Origin of the sequence: Paraburkholderia aromaticivorans (assembly GCF_012689525.1) — a bacterium.
GTDB lineage: Bacteria > Pseudomonadota > Gammaproteobacteria > Burkholderiales > Burkholderiaceae > Paraburkholderia > Paraburkholderia aromaticivorans_A.
Genome location: NZ_CP051515.1, coordinates 734,993 through 751,302, shown reverse-complemented (window position 1 = coordinate 751,302; position 16,310 = coordinate 734,993). Strand labels below are relative to the sequence as shown.

Sequence of the window (16,310 nt, the reverse complement as noted above, 5' to 3'; positions counted from 1 at the left end):
ATTGAAACGGTATTTTTGATGCACTATGATTTTTAACGTCACTCCCACCGTTCAACTCCGCGGCCCGAAGACTCCCCAGGACGCCCGTGCGGCGCGGCCAGCGGCCACCCCGTCCGACGCCGGACAGCCATTCCAGCCACCTAGGTCAATGCATCGTGAAGACTTCTGACTCCCGCCCCCGCATCGCGGTCGTCGGCGCAGGCATTGCCGGTCTGTCATGCGCCACGACCCTGCGCGCGGCCGGTTGCCGGCTGCGCCTGTTCGACCGCAGCCGCGGGCCGGCCGGCCGCATGAGCGCGCGGCGCGACGGCGACTGGCAGTGCGACCACGGCGCGCAATATTTCACCGCCCGCGACCGCGCGTTTCGGGCCGAAGTCGCGCGCTGGCAGAAAGCCGGCGCGGCGGCGGCATGGCCCGCGCGCCTCGCCGTGCTGGGCGCGCCCGGTTCGACGGCGCACACCACGCGTATCGAGCGCTTCGTCGGCACGCCGCGCATGAGCGCGCCGGCGCGGCTCCTCGCCGAGACGCTGCCGCTCACCACTCGGTGCACGATCGAGAAAGTGCAGTGCGAGCCGCAAGGCTGGCAGCTCTGGTCGGCTGAGCACGGCGCCATCGACGACAAATTCGATGCGGTCGTGCTCGCCATGCCGGCGCCGCAAGTCGCGCCGCTGCTGCACGCGCCGGCGCCCGAGCTCGCGATGATGGCACGCAGCACGGTGATGCGCGCGTGCTGGGCGCTGATGCTGCGCTTCGACGGTCGTGTGCCGCTGGCGTTCGACGCCGCCTTCGTCAATCACGGGCCGCTTCGCTGGATGGCGCGCGACAGCAGCAAGCCCGGCCGCGGCGGTCCGGAAACCTGGCTGCTGCACGCGACGGCGGAGTGGAGCGAAGCACACCTTGACACGCCGGCCGAGCAGGTGGCGGCCGCCATGCTGGAAGCCTTCCAGCGTTGCGGCGGACCGAGGCCGGCGGCGTGGACCGCGCACCGCTGGCGTCACGCGGATGTCGCACCGGACGGCGATCCCGCGCCGGGTTATGTATGGCGCGACGTCGATGGCCTGGGTCTGTGCGGCGACTGGCTGAACGGTGGACGAGTGGAAGGCGCGTGGCTGAGTGGCAGAGCGCTCGGGCATGAGATGCTGCGAGCGCTGCAATCGGTGTAGCGATTGGAGACGCGGCGCCGAAGGGCAGAGCACTCGGCGCGAACTGCTGCGGGCGCTGCAGTCGATCGAGCGCGTGTTGGTGCACGAGGCGCCGGGCGCTCGCGTGGAGGCCGAAATGAAATGTACCGCCCGCCCCGGCGCATAAAGCGGCGGAGCAGGCGACACGATTGGCACCACCAACTCGACGCGAAAACTCAGGCGCTTAAGCGACCTTATAGCGTTCCAGCCAATGCGCGTACGGCGCCGGCAACGTCCACGACGGACGCTCGATGCCGAGCTTTTTCGCCGCATGATACGGCCAGTGCGGATCGGCCAGATGCGCGCGGCCGACCATCACCAGATCCAGTTGCCCGTCCTTCACCGAACGGTCCGCCAGTTCCGGCGTGTCGATACCCCACGCCGACGAAACCGGAATCCCAGCCTCGCGGCGCACGCGCTCGGCGATCGGCGCGAGAAACGCCGGCGCCCACGGAATCGCCGCCGTCGGCGTGGAGAAGCCGACGCTGACGCTCAGCATGTCGAGGCCTTCGCGCTTGAAATTCTTCGCCAGTTCGATCGATTCGACCAGGGTTTCCTCGTCGCGGCCGTCGTACTCGATCACGCCGAAACGCGCCGTCAACGGCAGATGCTCCGGCCACACCTTACGCACCGCCGCCAGCGTTTCGAGCATGAAGCGGCTGCGGTTCTTCAGGTTGCCGCCGTAGGCGTCGTCGCGCTGGTTGGAGTGCGTCGAGAAGAAGCTCTGGCCGAGATAGCCATGCGCGAAATGCAGTTCGAGCCATTCGAAGCCCGCGTCACGCGCACGCTTCGCGGCGGCGACGAAATCTTCGCGAACGCGCGCGATGTCGTCGAGCGTCATGGCTTTCGGCACCTTCGGCAGATTGCCGCCGAACGCGATCGCCGACGGCGCGATGGTTTGCCAGCCGCGGCTGTCGTCGTCGGCGATGTGATCGTCGCCTTCCCACGGACGGTTGGCGCTGGCTTTACGGCCCGCGTGGCCGATCTGGATGCCCGGCACCGAGCCGGCAGCCTTGATTGAGGCCACGACCGGCGCGAAGGCCTGCGCCTGCTCGTCCGTCCAGATGCCGGCGCAGCCCGGCGTGATGCGGCCTTCAGGCGACACGGCCGTCGCCTCGACGATCACCAGCCCCGCGCCGCCGCGCGCCAGACCGGCCAGATGGATGCGGTGCCAGTCGTTGACCAGGCCGTCTTCGGCGGTGTACTGGCACATCGGCGGAATGGCGATCCGGTTGCGCAGGGAAACGTCTTTGAGCTTGTAGGGCTGGAACAATGCGGACATCAGGCTAAACTCCTCTGGACTTGCTTGTACGGTAGTTCGATAAACATCGAATAACGAAGTATCGCAGAAACCTTTATCATTTGCAGGATGCGCACTTATAACCACCCCACCGCCGAGGATTTCGCGCTCGGGCGGCTCTTTCATGCCCTGAGCGACCCGGTCCGCCTGGAGATCGTGCGGCGCCTCGCGTCGGTCGACGAGGCCACCTGTGGCGAACTCGACGGCGGCCGTCCGAAGTCGAGCGTGTCGCATCACTTCCGGATCCTGCGCGAGGCGGGCCTCGTGCGCACGCGCGTGGCCGGCACCGTGCATCAGAATTCGCTGCGGCGCGCGGACCTGGACGCCCGGTTTCCGGGCTTGATGGAGGCGATTCTCAAGCAGATCGTCGCGGAACCGGTGGAGAGCGAGCCGGCTTGAAGTTGGGGCTTGAAGTTGACGCCAACGTGACGCGCGCGACGCGATCCCGCGCTTCTATTCCCGCCAAAGCTTTCGCATCAGCGCGAGCAACGCCGTCGGGGCCGTGCCTTTTTGACAATAGCCGTCGAAATTGTGACGTGCCTTGCCGGTTTCTTTCACGTGATCCTCGTCGAGCGACGTGAACGCGACAATGCCCAGACTCTGCGTCGGCAGATAGCTGCGTAGCGCGCTCGCGGTTTCATAGCCGTCGCGCTCCGGCATCATGATGTCGAGCACCACCACGTCGGGCACCCAGTCCCGCACGCAGCGCAGCGCCTGCTCGCAGCCGTCGGCGGCGCGGGCGTCGACGCCTTCATAGGAGAGATACGTGGCGAGCGCTTCGGCGGCGCCGACGTTGTCGTCGACGACCAGCACGCGCGGCAATTCGTGCAATACCCGGATCTCACGGGCGCTCCACCTTTGACAGGGCGCCTTGCGCCGCACCTTCCATCACGGATGGTTGTACATCGCATTCCAATCCGAGCGGGAGACCGGCGCGCGTCCCGCGTCCGACGAACCGCTCGCGGTGCCACCGAAACCCGTCGCGGCATGCCGTGCCGCCACCCGTGCTTCGGCAGCCTGAATATCGGCCGGATAGTTCGGGTCTTCACCGCGGCCCGGGTTATAGCCGGCCTGTTCGAGTTCGATCAGTTCGGCTCGCACTTGCGCACGAGTGACAGGCGAGTTCGATTGAGCGAACACGGCAACCGGCGCGGCAAGGGCAGCGGCAACCACAACGGCTTGAATAAGGGACTTCATGATGACGACCTCCAGACTTCGCTTTGTTCTGCTACGAACAGCCCTGTTCGTAATTCAGTGACGACAGTCTAGAAAGGTCGGTGCTTGAGAATAAGGGCCGTGCGTGGAGAGGATTGTTCTCAAATGTGGATAAACCGCGGCCGGGCCGCCCTATCTCGAAGCGAAGGTCGGCACGTAGGCAGCACTATCGACGCGGGAAAAGACACAGATGCGTCTTCACATGGAGATTCGGATTTCCGCAGCGATGGCCGGCGTAGTCGATCTGCTCGCCTGGTGCAAGGTCCGTCGGCGCCTTATGCGTGGACGTCGGTGGATTAACGGAAGCCGCCGGCTTGCCACCGCTGCTTGCACATCCCGCAAGGCTTGCGGCAAGGATCGCCGTCAAGGCAGATTTTTGCAGTAACGCGCGCATATCGCCGCCTCATCATTCGTGGAAAAAGATGAGCCATCCTGCTCCGCGAAGGTCGCTGCCAGCATCACGCCAATATGACAAAAATCTCATGCAGGCGGCCGCCCGATTGCCGTTTCGTCGATACCGTATGTCCTGACATTTTTCTCATGTTTCGGTCACGATGGCACACCACCTGCGATTCATACTGGGCTCACGAATCGCCAAACGGCGGTCGTCACACAGGAGGTTTCAACATGACTACTGCAAGACTCTTCACCCTGTCCGTCGCTGTCCTGACGATATTCGGCGCGGCCTCGCCAGTTGCGCAGGCACAAGGCAAGTCTCGCGCGGAGGTGAAACAGGAATTGGTTCAAGCGCAACACGATGGCGTGATTCCAACCAGCAAGACACGATACCCGGCAGACGCCAACACGATTGCCCGCAACAAGCAGACGCACGCAATTTCGTCGCATGGCGGCGAAACGGCGGCTTCAATGGACCAGCATGACAAGCTCGCCGCGAAGTAACGGCACGTGCCGCCGGGAACAACATGTCCGGCGGCATGCGTGCACCTGTTGCCAATGACCGGGGCGCCCTCACGCTTTGCGCACGGCGTCGCGTGTCGGGGACGTCGTCATGCCGTTACGTGAACCGCCGTGGTTGGGAAAGCGCAGCCAGAAACGGGTGCGGACGTGAGGCCGGCTTTCGCAGCCACACTGTCCTCCATGGCTGTTCAAGATCGACTTCACGATGGCAAGACCCAGCCCCGTGCCCGATGCCGAACGGTGCCGCGCAGGGTCCACACGATAGAACCGCTCGAATATGCGTTCAAGATGGCGAGCTTCGATTCCCGCTCCTGAGTCCGACACGCTCAGCGTGGTCGAGTCCGGCTCTTCCTTGCAGTCGATGGCTATGGTGCTGCCTTGCGGCGCCTGCACGAGCGCGTTCGACAGCAGGTTGCTGAGCGCGCGTTGAAAGAGCAGCAGATCGGCCCGCACCTTGCCCTCGCCCATCACCTCGATCTTGACCTGCGCATCTTCGGCTACGGTCTCGTAGTAGCCGGCGACGCGTTCGGCTTCCGCGACCGCGTCGAATGAACGGAAGGACAGCAGCGCGTCAGCCTGATCGGAGCGCGCGAGGAAAAGCATGTCTTCGATCATGCGCGACAGCCGCTGATACTCGTCCACGCTCGACTCGATCACGTCCCGGTAGTCCTCCGCGCTCCGACGCTGTGACAACGCCACCTGAGCAGCGGCAAGCAGATTGGTGAGCGGCGTGCGCATATCGTGCGCGAGATTGGCGGAGAACTGGCTCAGCCGGGTGAACGATTCGTCGAGCCGCGCCAGCATGCCGTTAAAGGCCTGCTCCAGTTCCCTCAACTCGCACGACACATCCAATTCCGGTAGCGGCTGCGCCAGGCCGCTCGTCGACATCTCCTCTGCCCGGGCCACCAGCCTGCGCAGCGGGAGCAGGCCGAGCATGGCGATGCCGTAGGCGAACGCGGCGGCCAGAAGCACACCCAACACTTCAATGACCAGCGCGGTATACACGTATGCGTGCAACAGAGCCTGATCACTGGTTCGATCGTACTGAACGACGACGCGCACCCGCGGTCCAATCCCGCCATTGAGCGGCGCGCTCTCCGCCAGGTATCGAAGATTCGAGCGGGCGCGCGTGAGAGCTACAGGCGAACCGCTCACCCCGGTTGCGAGAATCGGCGCAGAGGGCTTAAACCCCGCGGTGCTCAACAGGCGCTGCCCCGCCGTACCGTAGATGGCAAGCGCCATGTGCGGATGCCCATGCAGGTGGTCGATCAACGTCTGCGCATCGCCGGCAATGCCCTCCACAGTCGGAATCCCCGCCAGATGCGTGCGCAACGCCGCCATCGTGCTGGACATCTGCTCGATCGAGGTCGACTCGAGGCGGCTGCGAAGCGCCTGATATAGCGCAAGCCCGCTGAGCGCGAGGATCGCCGACGTGGACAGGATGATGAGAGCCGTGAGCCTTGCACGCAGCGTACGTGGCACCGCGCGCCCGATCAATTGCCGCCGCCCCGGTTTTCCAGCACATACCCCATGCCTCTCACGGTGTGAATGAGCTTGGATTCGTAGGCGTCGTCGATCTTGGAGCGCAGCCGCCTGATTGCCGAATCGACCACGTTCGTATCGCTGTTGAAGTTCATGTCCCACACTTGCGACGCGATCGTCGCGCGCGGCAGGATTTCCCCTTCCTTACGCATCAGCAGCCACAGCAGCGTGAATTCCTTGGCGGTGAGCAGGATCACGTCGCCCTGCCGGGTCGCCTTGCGCCGCGTCAGGTCCAGTTCGAGATCGGCGACCTTCAGCGACGCGGATTCGCGCGGCTTGCCGCGTCTCAGGATCGACCTCACGCGCGCGATCAGCTCGACGAAGTCGAACGGCTTCGCGAGGTAGTCGTCGGCGCCGAGTTCCAGTCCCTTGACGCGGTCCCCCACGTCGTCGCGCGCGGTGAGAAACAGCACGGGCGTGGGCCGTGTGCGGCGAAGGTTTTGCAGCAGCGTCCAACCGTCCTGTCCCGGCAGCATCACGTCGAGAATCAGCAGGTCGTAGTCTTCCGTCTCCGCCTGATGCTGGCCCGTCACACCGTCTTCCGCCCAATCAACGACGTATCCCGCCTCCGATAAGCCTTTTCGCAAATAAGCGCCGGTCTTCGGCTCATCTTCCACCAACAGAATCCGCATTCCCACTACCTCGAAAAAATACCCAACCGGCGCAGCAACTGGCCGGGCGACGCTTTCCCCAGCCAGCTCGATGCAGCAGCGCGCCATGACGACGAATGAGCGGCCCGGTACAGCACGGGCAAGACCAGCAATGTCAACGCCGTGGACGACAGAATTCCGCCGATGACCACCGTTGCCAGCGGACGCTGCACTTCCGAGCCCGTGCCGGTTGCGAACGCCATCGGCAAAAAGCCGAGCGACGCGACGAGTGCCGTCATTAGCACGGGCCGCAGCCGTGTCAAGGCGCCCTCGCGGACGGCCGCGTCCAGCGCCGTGCCTTCATCGCGCAGATTTCGGATGAAGGAAATCATGACGAGTCCGTTGAGCACTGCAACGCCCGACAGCGCGATGAACCCCACGGCCGCGGTGATGGAAAGCGGAATACCCCTCAACCAGAGCGACAGCACGCCGCCGCTCAAAGCGAATGGAATGCCCGTGAAAACCAGCAAACCATCCTTAGCATTATTAAACATAATGAACAGCAGGACAAACACCATGAAAAGCGAAAGCGGCACGACCAGCTTCAGGCGCTCGCTCGCGCTTTGCAACTGCTCGAACTGTCCGCCCCACGACAACCAGTAACCGGAGGGCACCTGCACGTCCTGGCGGATCTGCTCGCGCGCGTCCGCCACGAACGAGCCGACATCGCGCCCACGGACATTCGCGCTCACCACCACGCGCCGCTTGCCATCTTCACGGCTGATCTGGTTGGGACCAGGAGCGACGTCAACCGTGGCCAGTTCGGCGAGCGGCACGTAAGGCGCCTGCGCGAGCGGCACGCTGCCGCCCACCGCCGCGGCAAACGGCAACGCAATCGGCAAGTGCTTGATCGCTTCGATGTCCGAGCGAAGTTCGTCCGGCAAGCGCACGACGATATCGAAACGCCGGTCGCCCTGAAACAGCGTGCCGGTTTTCTGGCCGCCGACCGCGGCCGCAACCGTGTCCTGAATGTCGCCTACCGTGACGCCATAGCGCGCCAGCTTGTCCCGGTCCACGTTGATGGTGAGAACCGGCAAGCCGCTGGTTTGTTCCACCTTGACCTCCGCAGCGCCCGGCACTTTCTGTAAGGCCGCCGCGATCTTCTCGCCCGTGTCGCTGAGCACCGTCATGTCGTCGCCGAAGAGTTTCACTGCGACATCGCTGCGCACGCCAGAGATCAATTCGTTGAAACGGAGTTGAATCGGTTGGGAAAATTCGTAACTATTTCCCGGCAATTCCGCAAGAACGGCTTCGATTTCCGCAACGAGAGTGTCGCGCGACTTGTTCGGGTCCGGCCATTGGTCCGTCGGCTTGAGCATGATGTAGCCGTCGGACAGGTTGGGCGGCATCGGATCCGCCGCGATTTCCGCCGTCCCCGTACGGGCAAAAACGCGCTCGATTTCCGGGAACCGTTGCTTCAATGTTTTCTCAATGGACTTTTGCATGCTGACCGATTGGGACAGACTCGTACCCGGAATGCGCAATGCGGCGACGGCCAGGTCGCCCTCGTTCAGACTCGGGACGAACTCGCTGCCCAGGCGCGCCGCCAGGCCGATACTCAGCGTGACGATCAGGGCCGCGCCGGCGAACACGCGTTTCGGGCGCGTCATGAAAACGGTGAGCAGCGGTTCATAGGCTCGCCTCGCCCAACCCATCAAACGGTTTTCCTTTTCTTCGACGCGCTTGCCGATAAACAGCGCCACCGCGGCGGGGATGAAGGTGACCGTCAACAGCATCGCGGCAGCCAGCGCCATCACGACCGTCACGGCCATCGGGTGAAACATCTTTGCCTCGACGCCGGTGAGCGCGAAGATCGGCAGATAGACCACCATGATGATCAGTTGACCGAATATCAGCGCGCGCCGCGCCTCCTGCGACGCGCCGAAGACTTCGGCGAAACGCTCCTCGCGGCTCAGCGGCCGGCCGGCGAGCGTCTGCGCGTGAGCCAGGCGCCTGACGCAGTTTTCGACAATCACGACCGCGCCGTCGACGATGATCCCGAAGTCGAGCGCGCCCAGACTCATGAGGTTCGCGCTCACTTTCGCATTGACCATGCCGGTGAAGGTCATCAGCATCGACAGCGGAATGACGAGCGCCGTGATCAGCGCCGCGCGCAGGTTGCCGAGAAAGAGGAACAGCACGACGATCACGAGCACCGCGCCTTCGAGCAGGTTCTTCTTGACCGTCTGCACGGCCTTTTCAACCAACACGGTGCGGTCGTACGCGGGAATCGCGCGCACGCCTGGCGGCAAGCTGCGGTTGACGTCCTCCATCTTGACGGAGACCGCCTTGGCGACGGTGCGGCTGTTCTCTCCGATCAGCATGAACACGGTGCCGAGCACGACCTCTTCGCCGTTCGACGTCGCGGCGCCCGTGCGCAATTCACGGCCGATATCCACCTGTCCGACGTCCTTGATGCGAACCGGCACGCCGCCCACGTTGGTCAGCACGACATTGGCGATGTCGTCGACCGAGCGAGCCTGACCGGGCACCCGCACGAGATATTGCTCGCCGCGTTTTTCAATGTAGCCCGCGCCGACGTTGGCATTGCTACGGTCGATCGCGCGCACCACGTCCGCGAGCGTCAAGCCGTGGGACATGAGCTTGGCGGGATTCGGCGCGACCCGGAACTCCTTGACATAGCCGCCGATGGAATTCACCTCGGTGACACCCGGCACGTTGCGCAGTTGAGGCTTGACGACCCAGTCCTGAAGCTCGCGCAGATCCACGGGCGTATAGCGGGTGCCGTCCGGCTTGACGGCCGACGCGTCGGCTTCCACCGTCCACAGGTAAATCTCGCCGAGGCCCGTCGAGGTCGGGCCCATCGCCGGCGTCGCACCGGGCGGCAGCTTGTCCCTGGCTTCCTGAATCCGCTCGTTGACGAGCTGACGCGCGAAGTAGATGTCGGTACCGTCCTTGAAGATCACCGTGACCTGAGACAGGCCGTAGCGGGAGATGGAACGCGTCTGCGCCAGATTGGGGAGACCGGCCATCGCGGTCTCCACCGGATACGTGATGCGTTGCTCGGCTTCGAGCGGCGAATAGCCCGGCGCCGAGGTGTTGATCTGCACCTGAACGTTGGTGATGTCGGGCACGGCGTCGATGGGCAGCTTCTGATAGCTGTACACCCCCCATCCCGCGATGGCGGCAATGGCAAGCATGACCAGCCAGCGGTGCGCGATGGCGAAGCGAATCAGTCTTTCAAACATGCGAAGGATCCTTGGAAACCGGGGCTCGGGAAAGCGGTCTGCTAAAGGCAGGTCACGGCAGCTTCATGGCGACGGGGCGTCAATCTTCCTCGGCACTGCCTTTCCCGAGTTCGGCCTTGAGGACGAAGCTGTTCGCGGCGGCATACTGTTGACCTGGCCCAAGTCCTTTCACCACTTCGACGACCTTGTCGTCACGGCGTCCCGTCTCGACGGCCTGAGCGACAAAACCCCTGGGCGACTGCACGAAGATCGCGGGCGCGCCGTCGATCTCCTGCAGCGCGTCGCTCGCCACCGCGAGCGGCACGCTTTGTTTGCCGGCATCCACCGAGACATTGACGAACATGCCCGGCCGCCACGCGCCGTCTGGATTCGGCAACACCACACGCGCCGGCGCGGTGCGGGTCTGCTCGCCGAGCAACGCGCCGACGTAGGCGATCGGACCGCTCGACTTCGAGTCGAACGCGGTTGCGCTGACCGTCGCTTCGCGGCCGACACGCACATCGTTCAGGCGCTGCGCGGGCACCGCCATTTCGGCCCACACGGACGAGAGGTCGGAGAGCACGAATACCTTGGCATCCGCCGCGATCGCCTCGCCGGGCGTCGCGTGCTTCTCGACCAGCGTTCCGGCAAACGGGGCGCGCAGTTCGTAACGGTTCAAGGCGCCGGCCGATGGCGGCGCATTTAGCGCGGCGAGCTTCGCGCGGGCATTTTGCGTGGCGATCTCGGCTTCGCGCAACACGACCTGCGCCTGGAGATAATCCTGCTCGGCCGAGATACGCTCCTGCCACAGCGTCTTTTCGCGTTGGTACGAGGTTCGCGCGGCGGCGAGCCGGCGCTCCGCGCTCAGCAGTTCACTTCGGCGATCCGCAAGATCGGTGCTGGCGATGACCGCCAGCACTTGCCCTTGCGCGACTTTCTCGCCGATCGAGACATTGACTCGCTCGACGATGCCCGCCACGCGCGGCACGACGTGAGCTGTCCGATCCTCATTGAATCTGATCTCACCGGGAAGCTGGAACGTCGTGAGAATCTGCGCGGGACCGGCGCGGTCGAGACGAATCTGCGCCGCCTCGATTTGCGCCGCGCTGAGCGCGATTGCCCCATCGGCCCGCGAAAACACGAACGATGCGGATTGCCCACGCCACTTGAGGTCGATGGACGCGTCGAAGACGTGGGGCTTCGCGATCGGTTCGGCGGACGTCAGCTTTTGACCTGCCGACGCGAATCGCAATGGCTGTATCGAACCGTCGTAGCGCTTGATCGAACCCGACACGGCCAGGTCCTTGTCCGCGGGTTTGCCTTCGACAAAAGGATAGACGACGAGGCGCGCGTCCCCCGGCTTCTCGGACAGGACGACTTCGACGGCCAGCGCGCCGTGTCGGAAAACCGTGCCGCCATGCTGGCCGGTCATAGCCGGCGCGCTTGCCGATGTTTCGACAACGCCCGAAGCGCCCGCGGTTTTCGACGACACCCCCGTCAACGCGAACACGGCGAGCGCGACGCTCACGCCGCTGAGGGTCACCGCGGTGGCGACAATGAGTTTTCTGCTTAGCATGAGAAGTCCTTCAAGGTAGACGGGGCGCGCTGCCGGGCAGCGGAACACCGACAAGCCGGCCGATCTCGGCGTAAGCCAGGTGCGCATCGGTCAATGCCTGCACGTACTGCGACTGGCCCTGAAACAGCGTGCGCTGCGCATCCAGGACGTCGAGGAAGCTGAATTTGCCGAGCTCGTAGCCGCGCGACATCGCGTCGAGCGCCTCGCGCGCGGCCGGCAGGACATCGGTTTTCAGACGCCGCGCTTCCAGGCTCGACCGCTCGTAGTTGGCGTACGCCTGAATCAAGTCGAGTTGCAGGCGCGCCTTTTCACTCTCGAAGTCGGCGCTCGCCTTCTCGGCTTTGTGAACCGATTCGAGCAGCGCACCCTTGTTGGTGTCGAACAGCGGAAGCGGAATGGAAACACCGACCACCGCCTGGTTGCCGGGCACCCCGCCGGTCACGACCCGCTTCATGCCCGCGCTGAACGTGATATCGGGGATACGTTTCGCGCGCTCGACGGCAATCGCGGCGTTGCTCCGCAGCGTCTCGGCCTGCGCGGCGCGCGCGAGCGGTGCGTCGGACAGTTGGGGCAACAGTTCGGCAAGCAGTTCGATCGCCGGCACGTTGTCGATGTCACCTGCCACAGGGCGTCCACGCACGAGCGGACTGCCCGTCACGTTCGAGAGCTTTTCCGCGGCAATGGTCAGCCGCGAGGCCGCGTTGGCCTGTTCGATCTGAACGCCGGTCGCGGCGACCCGCGCTTTGGTCGCCTCGACCGGCGACACCTTGCCCGCCCGCGCGCGTTTGTCCGCCAGCTCCGCCGATCTCGTCGCGATGTCGGCCGACTCACGCGCCACCTGCAACTGGCGCTGCGCCGCGAGCAATCCGTAAAACGCGGCGATGACGTCCGACCGCAGGGCCGCGCCGCGCGCATCGAGCGACGCGAGCGCCACTTCGCGCCCATAAGAGGCGACGTCGAGGCGCGCCTGACGCTTGCCGCCGAGTTCGACGGTCTGATTGACGAGCGCCGTCGACGTGCGCTCCATGCGGCCGAACCCTTCCTGCAGCAGCGAGATCTGCGGATTGGGGCGGGCGCCTGCCTGCATGAACGTGCCACGCGACGCATCGGCATCGGCGCGCGCACCGCGCAGCAGCGGGTTGTTCTCGGCGGCGATGCCGAGCGCCTCATCGAGCGACAAGGCGGCGCCTTCGGGCGGCTCAGCTTGTGCGGTCGATGGTGAGGGTCGATTGTCTTGCGCCAGCGGCGCAGCGGATTGCGCGAAGGCCGGATTCACCGCAGCGATCGCAAGTACGGCAGCCAGGTTGCGGGTAAGCATGGTGAGGTGACGTGTTGACGAGGTGCGACCGATGCTACGGTCCTGCCGCCATGCCAACATGGTGGAAAAATGAGATTTCTGTCATGTTCGGCGGCCAGCGCCGATGGGGTCGGCGGCACAACGGGGCGTCACGGCTAACAATGTCCGGCCTTGTCATGGTGATTGCCCCGATCCAAACCCAGTCCACTGCTCGGAGCCTTACCACTGGTAGGCCGCACCTGCGCCGAATGATGTGGCCGCCGAACTGAAACCCGCGCCCAGGCGTACCTTGATCTTCGGCGTGATGCGCGCCGTCGCGCCAATCGCCGTAGCTTGATATCGCGCCCAACGTGTTGCCGAGCGCCGTCACCCGTTGATCGGTGTACTGCCTGGCTTGGTTGATCGAAGCGTCCAGTTGACCCAGATTGACCGCGTCCGTCGTGTGGGTGCCGACCGCTACATGGGTGATTTGCCGTTCACCTCCCGCAGAGCCGACCGAGACTGTGTTGTCGCGATCGGCGACAGAGCCCGCCCCCAGCGCCACCGAGTTGGCCGTGGTGGTCGTTGCACTCGCGCCCAGTGCCGTTGCCCGGTGAGCGCTCGCCTGGGCATTCGCACCTGCCGCCGTGGATGCGTCCCGCTTGCTTCTGCCGCTTCTGTGTCCCGGTCGCTGTGTGCCGCGAAGATCGGATCGGTCGAGCCGTCCGGCGTCCCCCCCAAGGCGATCTGATAGTTCGCACCCGACGTAGAAACGGTCGAAGCACGTGTACCCACCGCCATCGAAACACCACCACGACCCGAGGCGCCCGCGCCCACGGCCATGTTGTCGTTGTAGTCCGCCCTGGCGCCATCGCCGATGGCGACGGTGTTGTTGTACAACGCTTGGGCATTGCGACCGATTGCGACATCGCCCGCCGCGTTAGCAACAGCATCGTCGGTGCCGTCATTGAGGCCGTCGGTCTTGAAATAGCGATTGGCCGCGTAGAGTTGCGCGCCGTTGACGGCATCCGTGCTGTTGGCGGTCACAGCAGCGGGAGTGAGACCGATCAGCTTGTTGGCGGTACCCGATGTCGTGCCATTGCTGAACAGGCTCAATCCGCCGTGAACATATGCGGCCGGAAGCCCCGCGATCACGCCCGTGCCAAACACTTCGAGGCCACCGGTTACGAAAAGACCGGTCTTGTTCGACACAAGATTGAGCCCGTCAATCAATCCAACCGACGCCGCTGTACCCGCGTTGCCCGACTGAATCTGACACTCCGGTCCCGAGTAGCCTGCTGCGGAGTATGTATCGTAGATCGCCGCACAACCTGGGTCGGTGGTGTCGTTGGACAGGGCGACGCGGCTGGCGTGCGCGCAAGGCGCCGCAAGAAACGCGATGAGTGCGGCGATGCTCCAGGCAGTCGGCGTCGAGCCGCAGCTTCTCTTCTTGCCCGAAAATACAACGCTTTCGGGTATAACCGCCCTTGTACGTGGTGACGCATCCGAACGCAAAGCGGATATTTTATTCGTGGAGGAAGCCTCGAAAGGTTGCAGCTGTTTCACGATGTCATCAACAACGACGACGCTGCGTTTCCAACGATTCACCACTTCGCGGGAACGCCATACGCAATTCACTGCCTGCGCAAGAACGCCCCGATACCTCGCAATCCGACGCGTTCCTCGACAATAGGCCCCAACTGCCGGCACTCGACATGAATCCCTCGCGCAGGAACATTCCCCAGAAATTCATCGATCATTTCTCGCACGTCGGGGTCGATGAAATCCGCGCGGCTGCCGTCGAGTAGCACTGTGGCGCCATCAGGGATCGCCTTCAGATGTTCCTTGAGGCTGACCTTCGCGAGAAACGACACGTCCTTGCGGAATATCAGCAGGAAGTGGTCGTCATGCTGCGCCAGCGTGATTGGGCGCTGCATGTGCGCATGAATGGCGAACGCGATGCTGCACACGATCCCCAGCACGATGCCCATCAACAGGTCGGTCAGCAGCACGGCGGAGATCGTCACGACGAATGGTGCGAAACGCGCAAGGCCTTGTCTGGCGGCATCCGCGAACATCGACGGTTTGGCGAGCTTCAGCCCCGTGAAGATCAGAATGGTGGCGAGACTCGCGAGCGGAATCAGATTGATCACCGCTGTCAGCGCGAAGACGCTCACGAGCAACAACACGCCGTGCACGACGGCCGACCAGCGGCTTTGCGCACCCGCTTCGACGTTGGCGGAACTGCGGACGATCACGGACGTGATCGGCAGGCCGCCGATCGCACCCGCCACCATGTTGCCGATGCCCTGTGCCTTGAGTTCGCGGTCCGGCTGCACAGGGCGTTTCTTCGGATCGATTTGCTCGACGGCTTCGAGACTGAGCAGCGTTTCCAGACTCGCGACGATCGCGATCGTCATTGCCAGGCGCCAAACCTCGGGGTTCAGTAAGTGCGTCAATTCAGGCCAGTTGAACGCTTGGTCCAATGCGGCAAACGAGGCCAACGACGGCAGCGACACACGATGCTCGAGCGGCGGCGCGAACCCGGGAGCGGCAAAGTCGAGCAACAGCGTGACCGAAATGCCGAACAACACGACCGCAAGCGGCGCGGGCACATGGCGCACGAGGGCGAAGCGTCGCGCGGCCCTGGTTTCCCAACTGGCGAGGATCGCCAGCGATACGATCGCAATCGCGCATGCAGCCACGGACATCGCGCCGAACGGCGTGACGATCGTGCCGGTCGTGCCGCTCGCGCTACCGTTGGCCAGGCCCGCCGCGAGCGGCGCCTGTTTGATGATGAGCAACAGGCCGATCGCCGCCAACATGCCCTTGATGACGGAAGACGGCACGTAGGCGGCAAAGCGACCCGCTTTGAGCAGGCCGAATCCGAACTGCATGGCGCCCGCGAGCAGAACCGCCATCAGAAACGAGGGAAAGCTGCCGAGCCTCGTCATCCCATCGACGACGATCACCACGAGCCCGGCCGCGGGACCGCTGACGCTCAGATGCGAGCCGCTCAGCAAGGCGACGACAAGGCCGCCGATGATTCCGGAAAGCAGGCCGGCAAACGGATCGACGCCGGATGCATTGGCGATGCCGAGACACAACGGAAGTGCGACGAGAAAGACGACCGTGCCGGCAAACATATCGCGGGGAAACGATACAAACTGTTCGCGTAGATTCATGATGGTTGTGTAATCCAGACGTTTCGTACAAGGTATGAAGATCGACGGGGTTTTCGGGAGACAGGCACTCGAAGCAGCGCAGGTCGACCGGCCATCGTCTCCACGTTGTGTGGTGGCCCGGGCAGCGGGTCAATGCATTGACTCGATGCGTCGGGTGCGCAATGACGACGCATTCGTCCACAACATGACGCGGGTTAATGCTTCGGTTACCTAATTTAATGACGAAAAAGTACACGTGCATGACATCCAAATGATAAATCCGTCATGTGTGCGTGCCAG

The 16,310-nt window shown here is 64.1% G+C and carries 14 protein-coding genes; 3 read left to right on the top strand and 11 right to left on the bottom strand.

The annotated features are described in order from the left end of the window. The first annotated feature begins 155 nt into the window (after window positions 1-155). Window positions 156-1,163 carry an NAD(P)/FAD-dependent oxidoreductase gene (locus HF916_RS15230; RefSeq protein ID WP_346777731.1) on the top strand — a complete coding sequence of 336 codons (1,008 nt, stop codon included), beginning with the start codon at window positions 156-158 and terminating at the stop codon, window positions 1,161-1,163. Between the two features lie 202 nt (window positions 1,164-1,365). On the opposite strand, the gene HF916_RS15225 is transcribed toward HF916_RS15230, so the two are convergent. Then, window positions 1,366-2,463 carry an NADH:flavin oxidoreductase/NADH oxidase gene (locus HF916_RS15225; RefSeq protein ID WP_168789737.1) on the bottom strand — a complete coding sequence of 366 codons (1,098 nt, stop codon included), beginning with the start codon at window positions 2,461-2,463 and terminating at the stop codon, window positions 1,366-1,368. An 87-nt stretch (window positions 2,464-2,550) separates the two neighbouring features. On the opposite strand from HF916_RS15225, the gene HF916_RS15220 reads away from it, so the two are divergent. Beyond that, window positions 2,551-2,880, top strand: a complete 330-nt coding sequence (locus HF916_RS15220) for an ArsR/SmtB family transcription factor (RefSeq protein ID WP_168789736.1) — start codon at window positions 2,551-2,553, stop codon at window positions 2,878-2,880. Window positions 2,881-2,934: 54 nt separating this feature from the next. Here the strand turns inward: HF916_RS15220 and HF916_RS15215 are convergent, their stop codons facing one another. Next, window positions 2,935-3,321, bottom strand: coding sequence for a response regulator (locus HF916_RS15215; RefSeq protein ID WP_168792025.1), 387 nt, complete (start codon window positions 3,319-3,321; stop codon window positions 2,935-2,937). A gap of 48 nt (window positions 3,322-3,369) precedes the next feature. Then, the gene (locus HF916_RS15210; protein ID WP_168789735.1) at window positions 3,370-3,678 is read right to left on the bottom strand and encodes a DUF4148 domain-containing protein; all 309 of its coding nucleotides are present in this window, start codon (window positions 3,676-3,678) and stop codon (window positions 3,370-3,372) included. A 645-nt stretch (window positions 3,679-4,323) separates the two neighbouring features. On the opposite strand from HF916_RS15210, the gene HF916_RS15205 reads away from it, so the two are divergent. Next, window positions 4,324-4,596: a DUF4148 domain-containing protein gene (locus HF916_RS15205; protein ID WP_168789734.1), complete on the top strand. Its 273-nt coding sequence runs from the start codon at window positions 4,324-4,326 to the stop codon at window positions 4,594-4,596. A gap of 69 nt (window positions 4,597-4,665) precedes the next feature. Here HF916_RS15205 and HF916_RS15200 read toward each other — a convergent pair whose 3' ends face one another. From HF916_RS15200 to HF916_RS15170, 8 genes are all read right to left on the bottom strand, one after another. Then, window positions 4,666-6,111: a heavy metal sensor histidine kinase gene (locus HF916_RS15200; protein WP_168789733.1), complete on the bottom strand. Its 1,446-nt coding sequence runs from the start codon at window positions 6,109-6,111 to the stop codon at window positions 4,666-4,668. Then, the gene (gene irlR, locus HF916_RS15195) at window positions 6,108-6,788 is read right to left on the bottom strand and encodes a heavy metal response regulator transcription factor IrlR (RefSeq protein WP_168789732.1); all 681 of its coding nucleotides are present in this window, start codon (window positions 6,786-6,788) and stop codon (window positions 6,108-6,110) included. Before irlR ends, HF916_RS15200 begins: the two co-directional genes overlap by 4 nt. 5 nt (window positions 6,789-6,793) lie before the next feature. Continuing rightward, complete coding sequence (locus HF916_RS15190; protein WP_168789731.1) at window positions 6,794-10,015, bottom strand: efflux RND transporter permease subunit; 3,222 nt, start codon at window positions 10,013-10,015, stop codon at window positions 6,794-6,796. A gap of 79 nt (window positions 10,016-10,094) precedes the next feature. After that, window positions 10,095-11,570 carry an efflux RND transporter periplasmic adaptor subunit gene (locus tag HF916_RS15185; RefSeq protein ID WP_168789730.1) on the bottom strand — a complete coding sequence of 492 codons (1,476 nt, stop codon included), beginning with the start codon at window positions 11,568-11,570 and terminating at the stop codon, window positions 10,095-10,097. A gap of 10 nt (window positions 11,571-11,580) precedes the next feature. Beyond that, window positions 11,581-12,888, bottom strand: a complete 1,308-nt coding sequence (locus HF916_RS15180; RefSeq protein ID WP_168789729.1) for a TolC family protein — start codon at window positions 12,886-12,888, stop codon at window positions 11,581-11,583. 198 nt (window positions 12,889-13,086) lie between these two features. Continuing rightward, window positions 13,087-13,161, bottom strand: a complete 75-nt coding sequence (locus tag HF916_RS50920) for a hypothetical protein (protein ID WP_240975649.1) — start codon at window positions 13,159-13,161, stop codon at window positions 13,087-13,089. Window positions 13,162-13,323: 162 nt separating this feature from the next. After that, a complete protein-coding gene (locus HF916_RS52050; RefSeq protein WP_277352286.1) occupies window positions 13,324-14,454 on the bottom strand; it encodes a hypothetical protein in 1,131 nt (376 codons plus the stop codon). 26 nt (window positions 14,455-14,480) lie between these two features. Next, window positions 14,481-16,031 carry a SulP family inorganic anion transporter gene (locus tag HF916_RS15170; RefSeq protein WP_168789728.1) on the bottom strand — a complete coding sequence of 517 codons (1,551 nt, stop codon included), beginning with the start codon at window positions 16,029-16,031 and terminating at the stop codon, window positions 14,481-14,483. Between the last annotated feature and the right edge of the window lie 279 nt (window positions 16,032-16,310).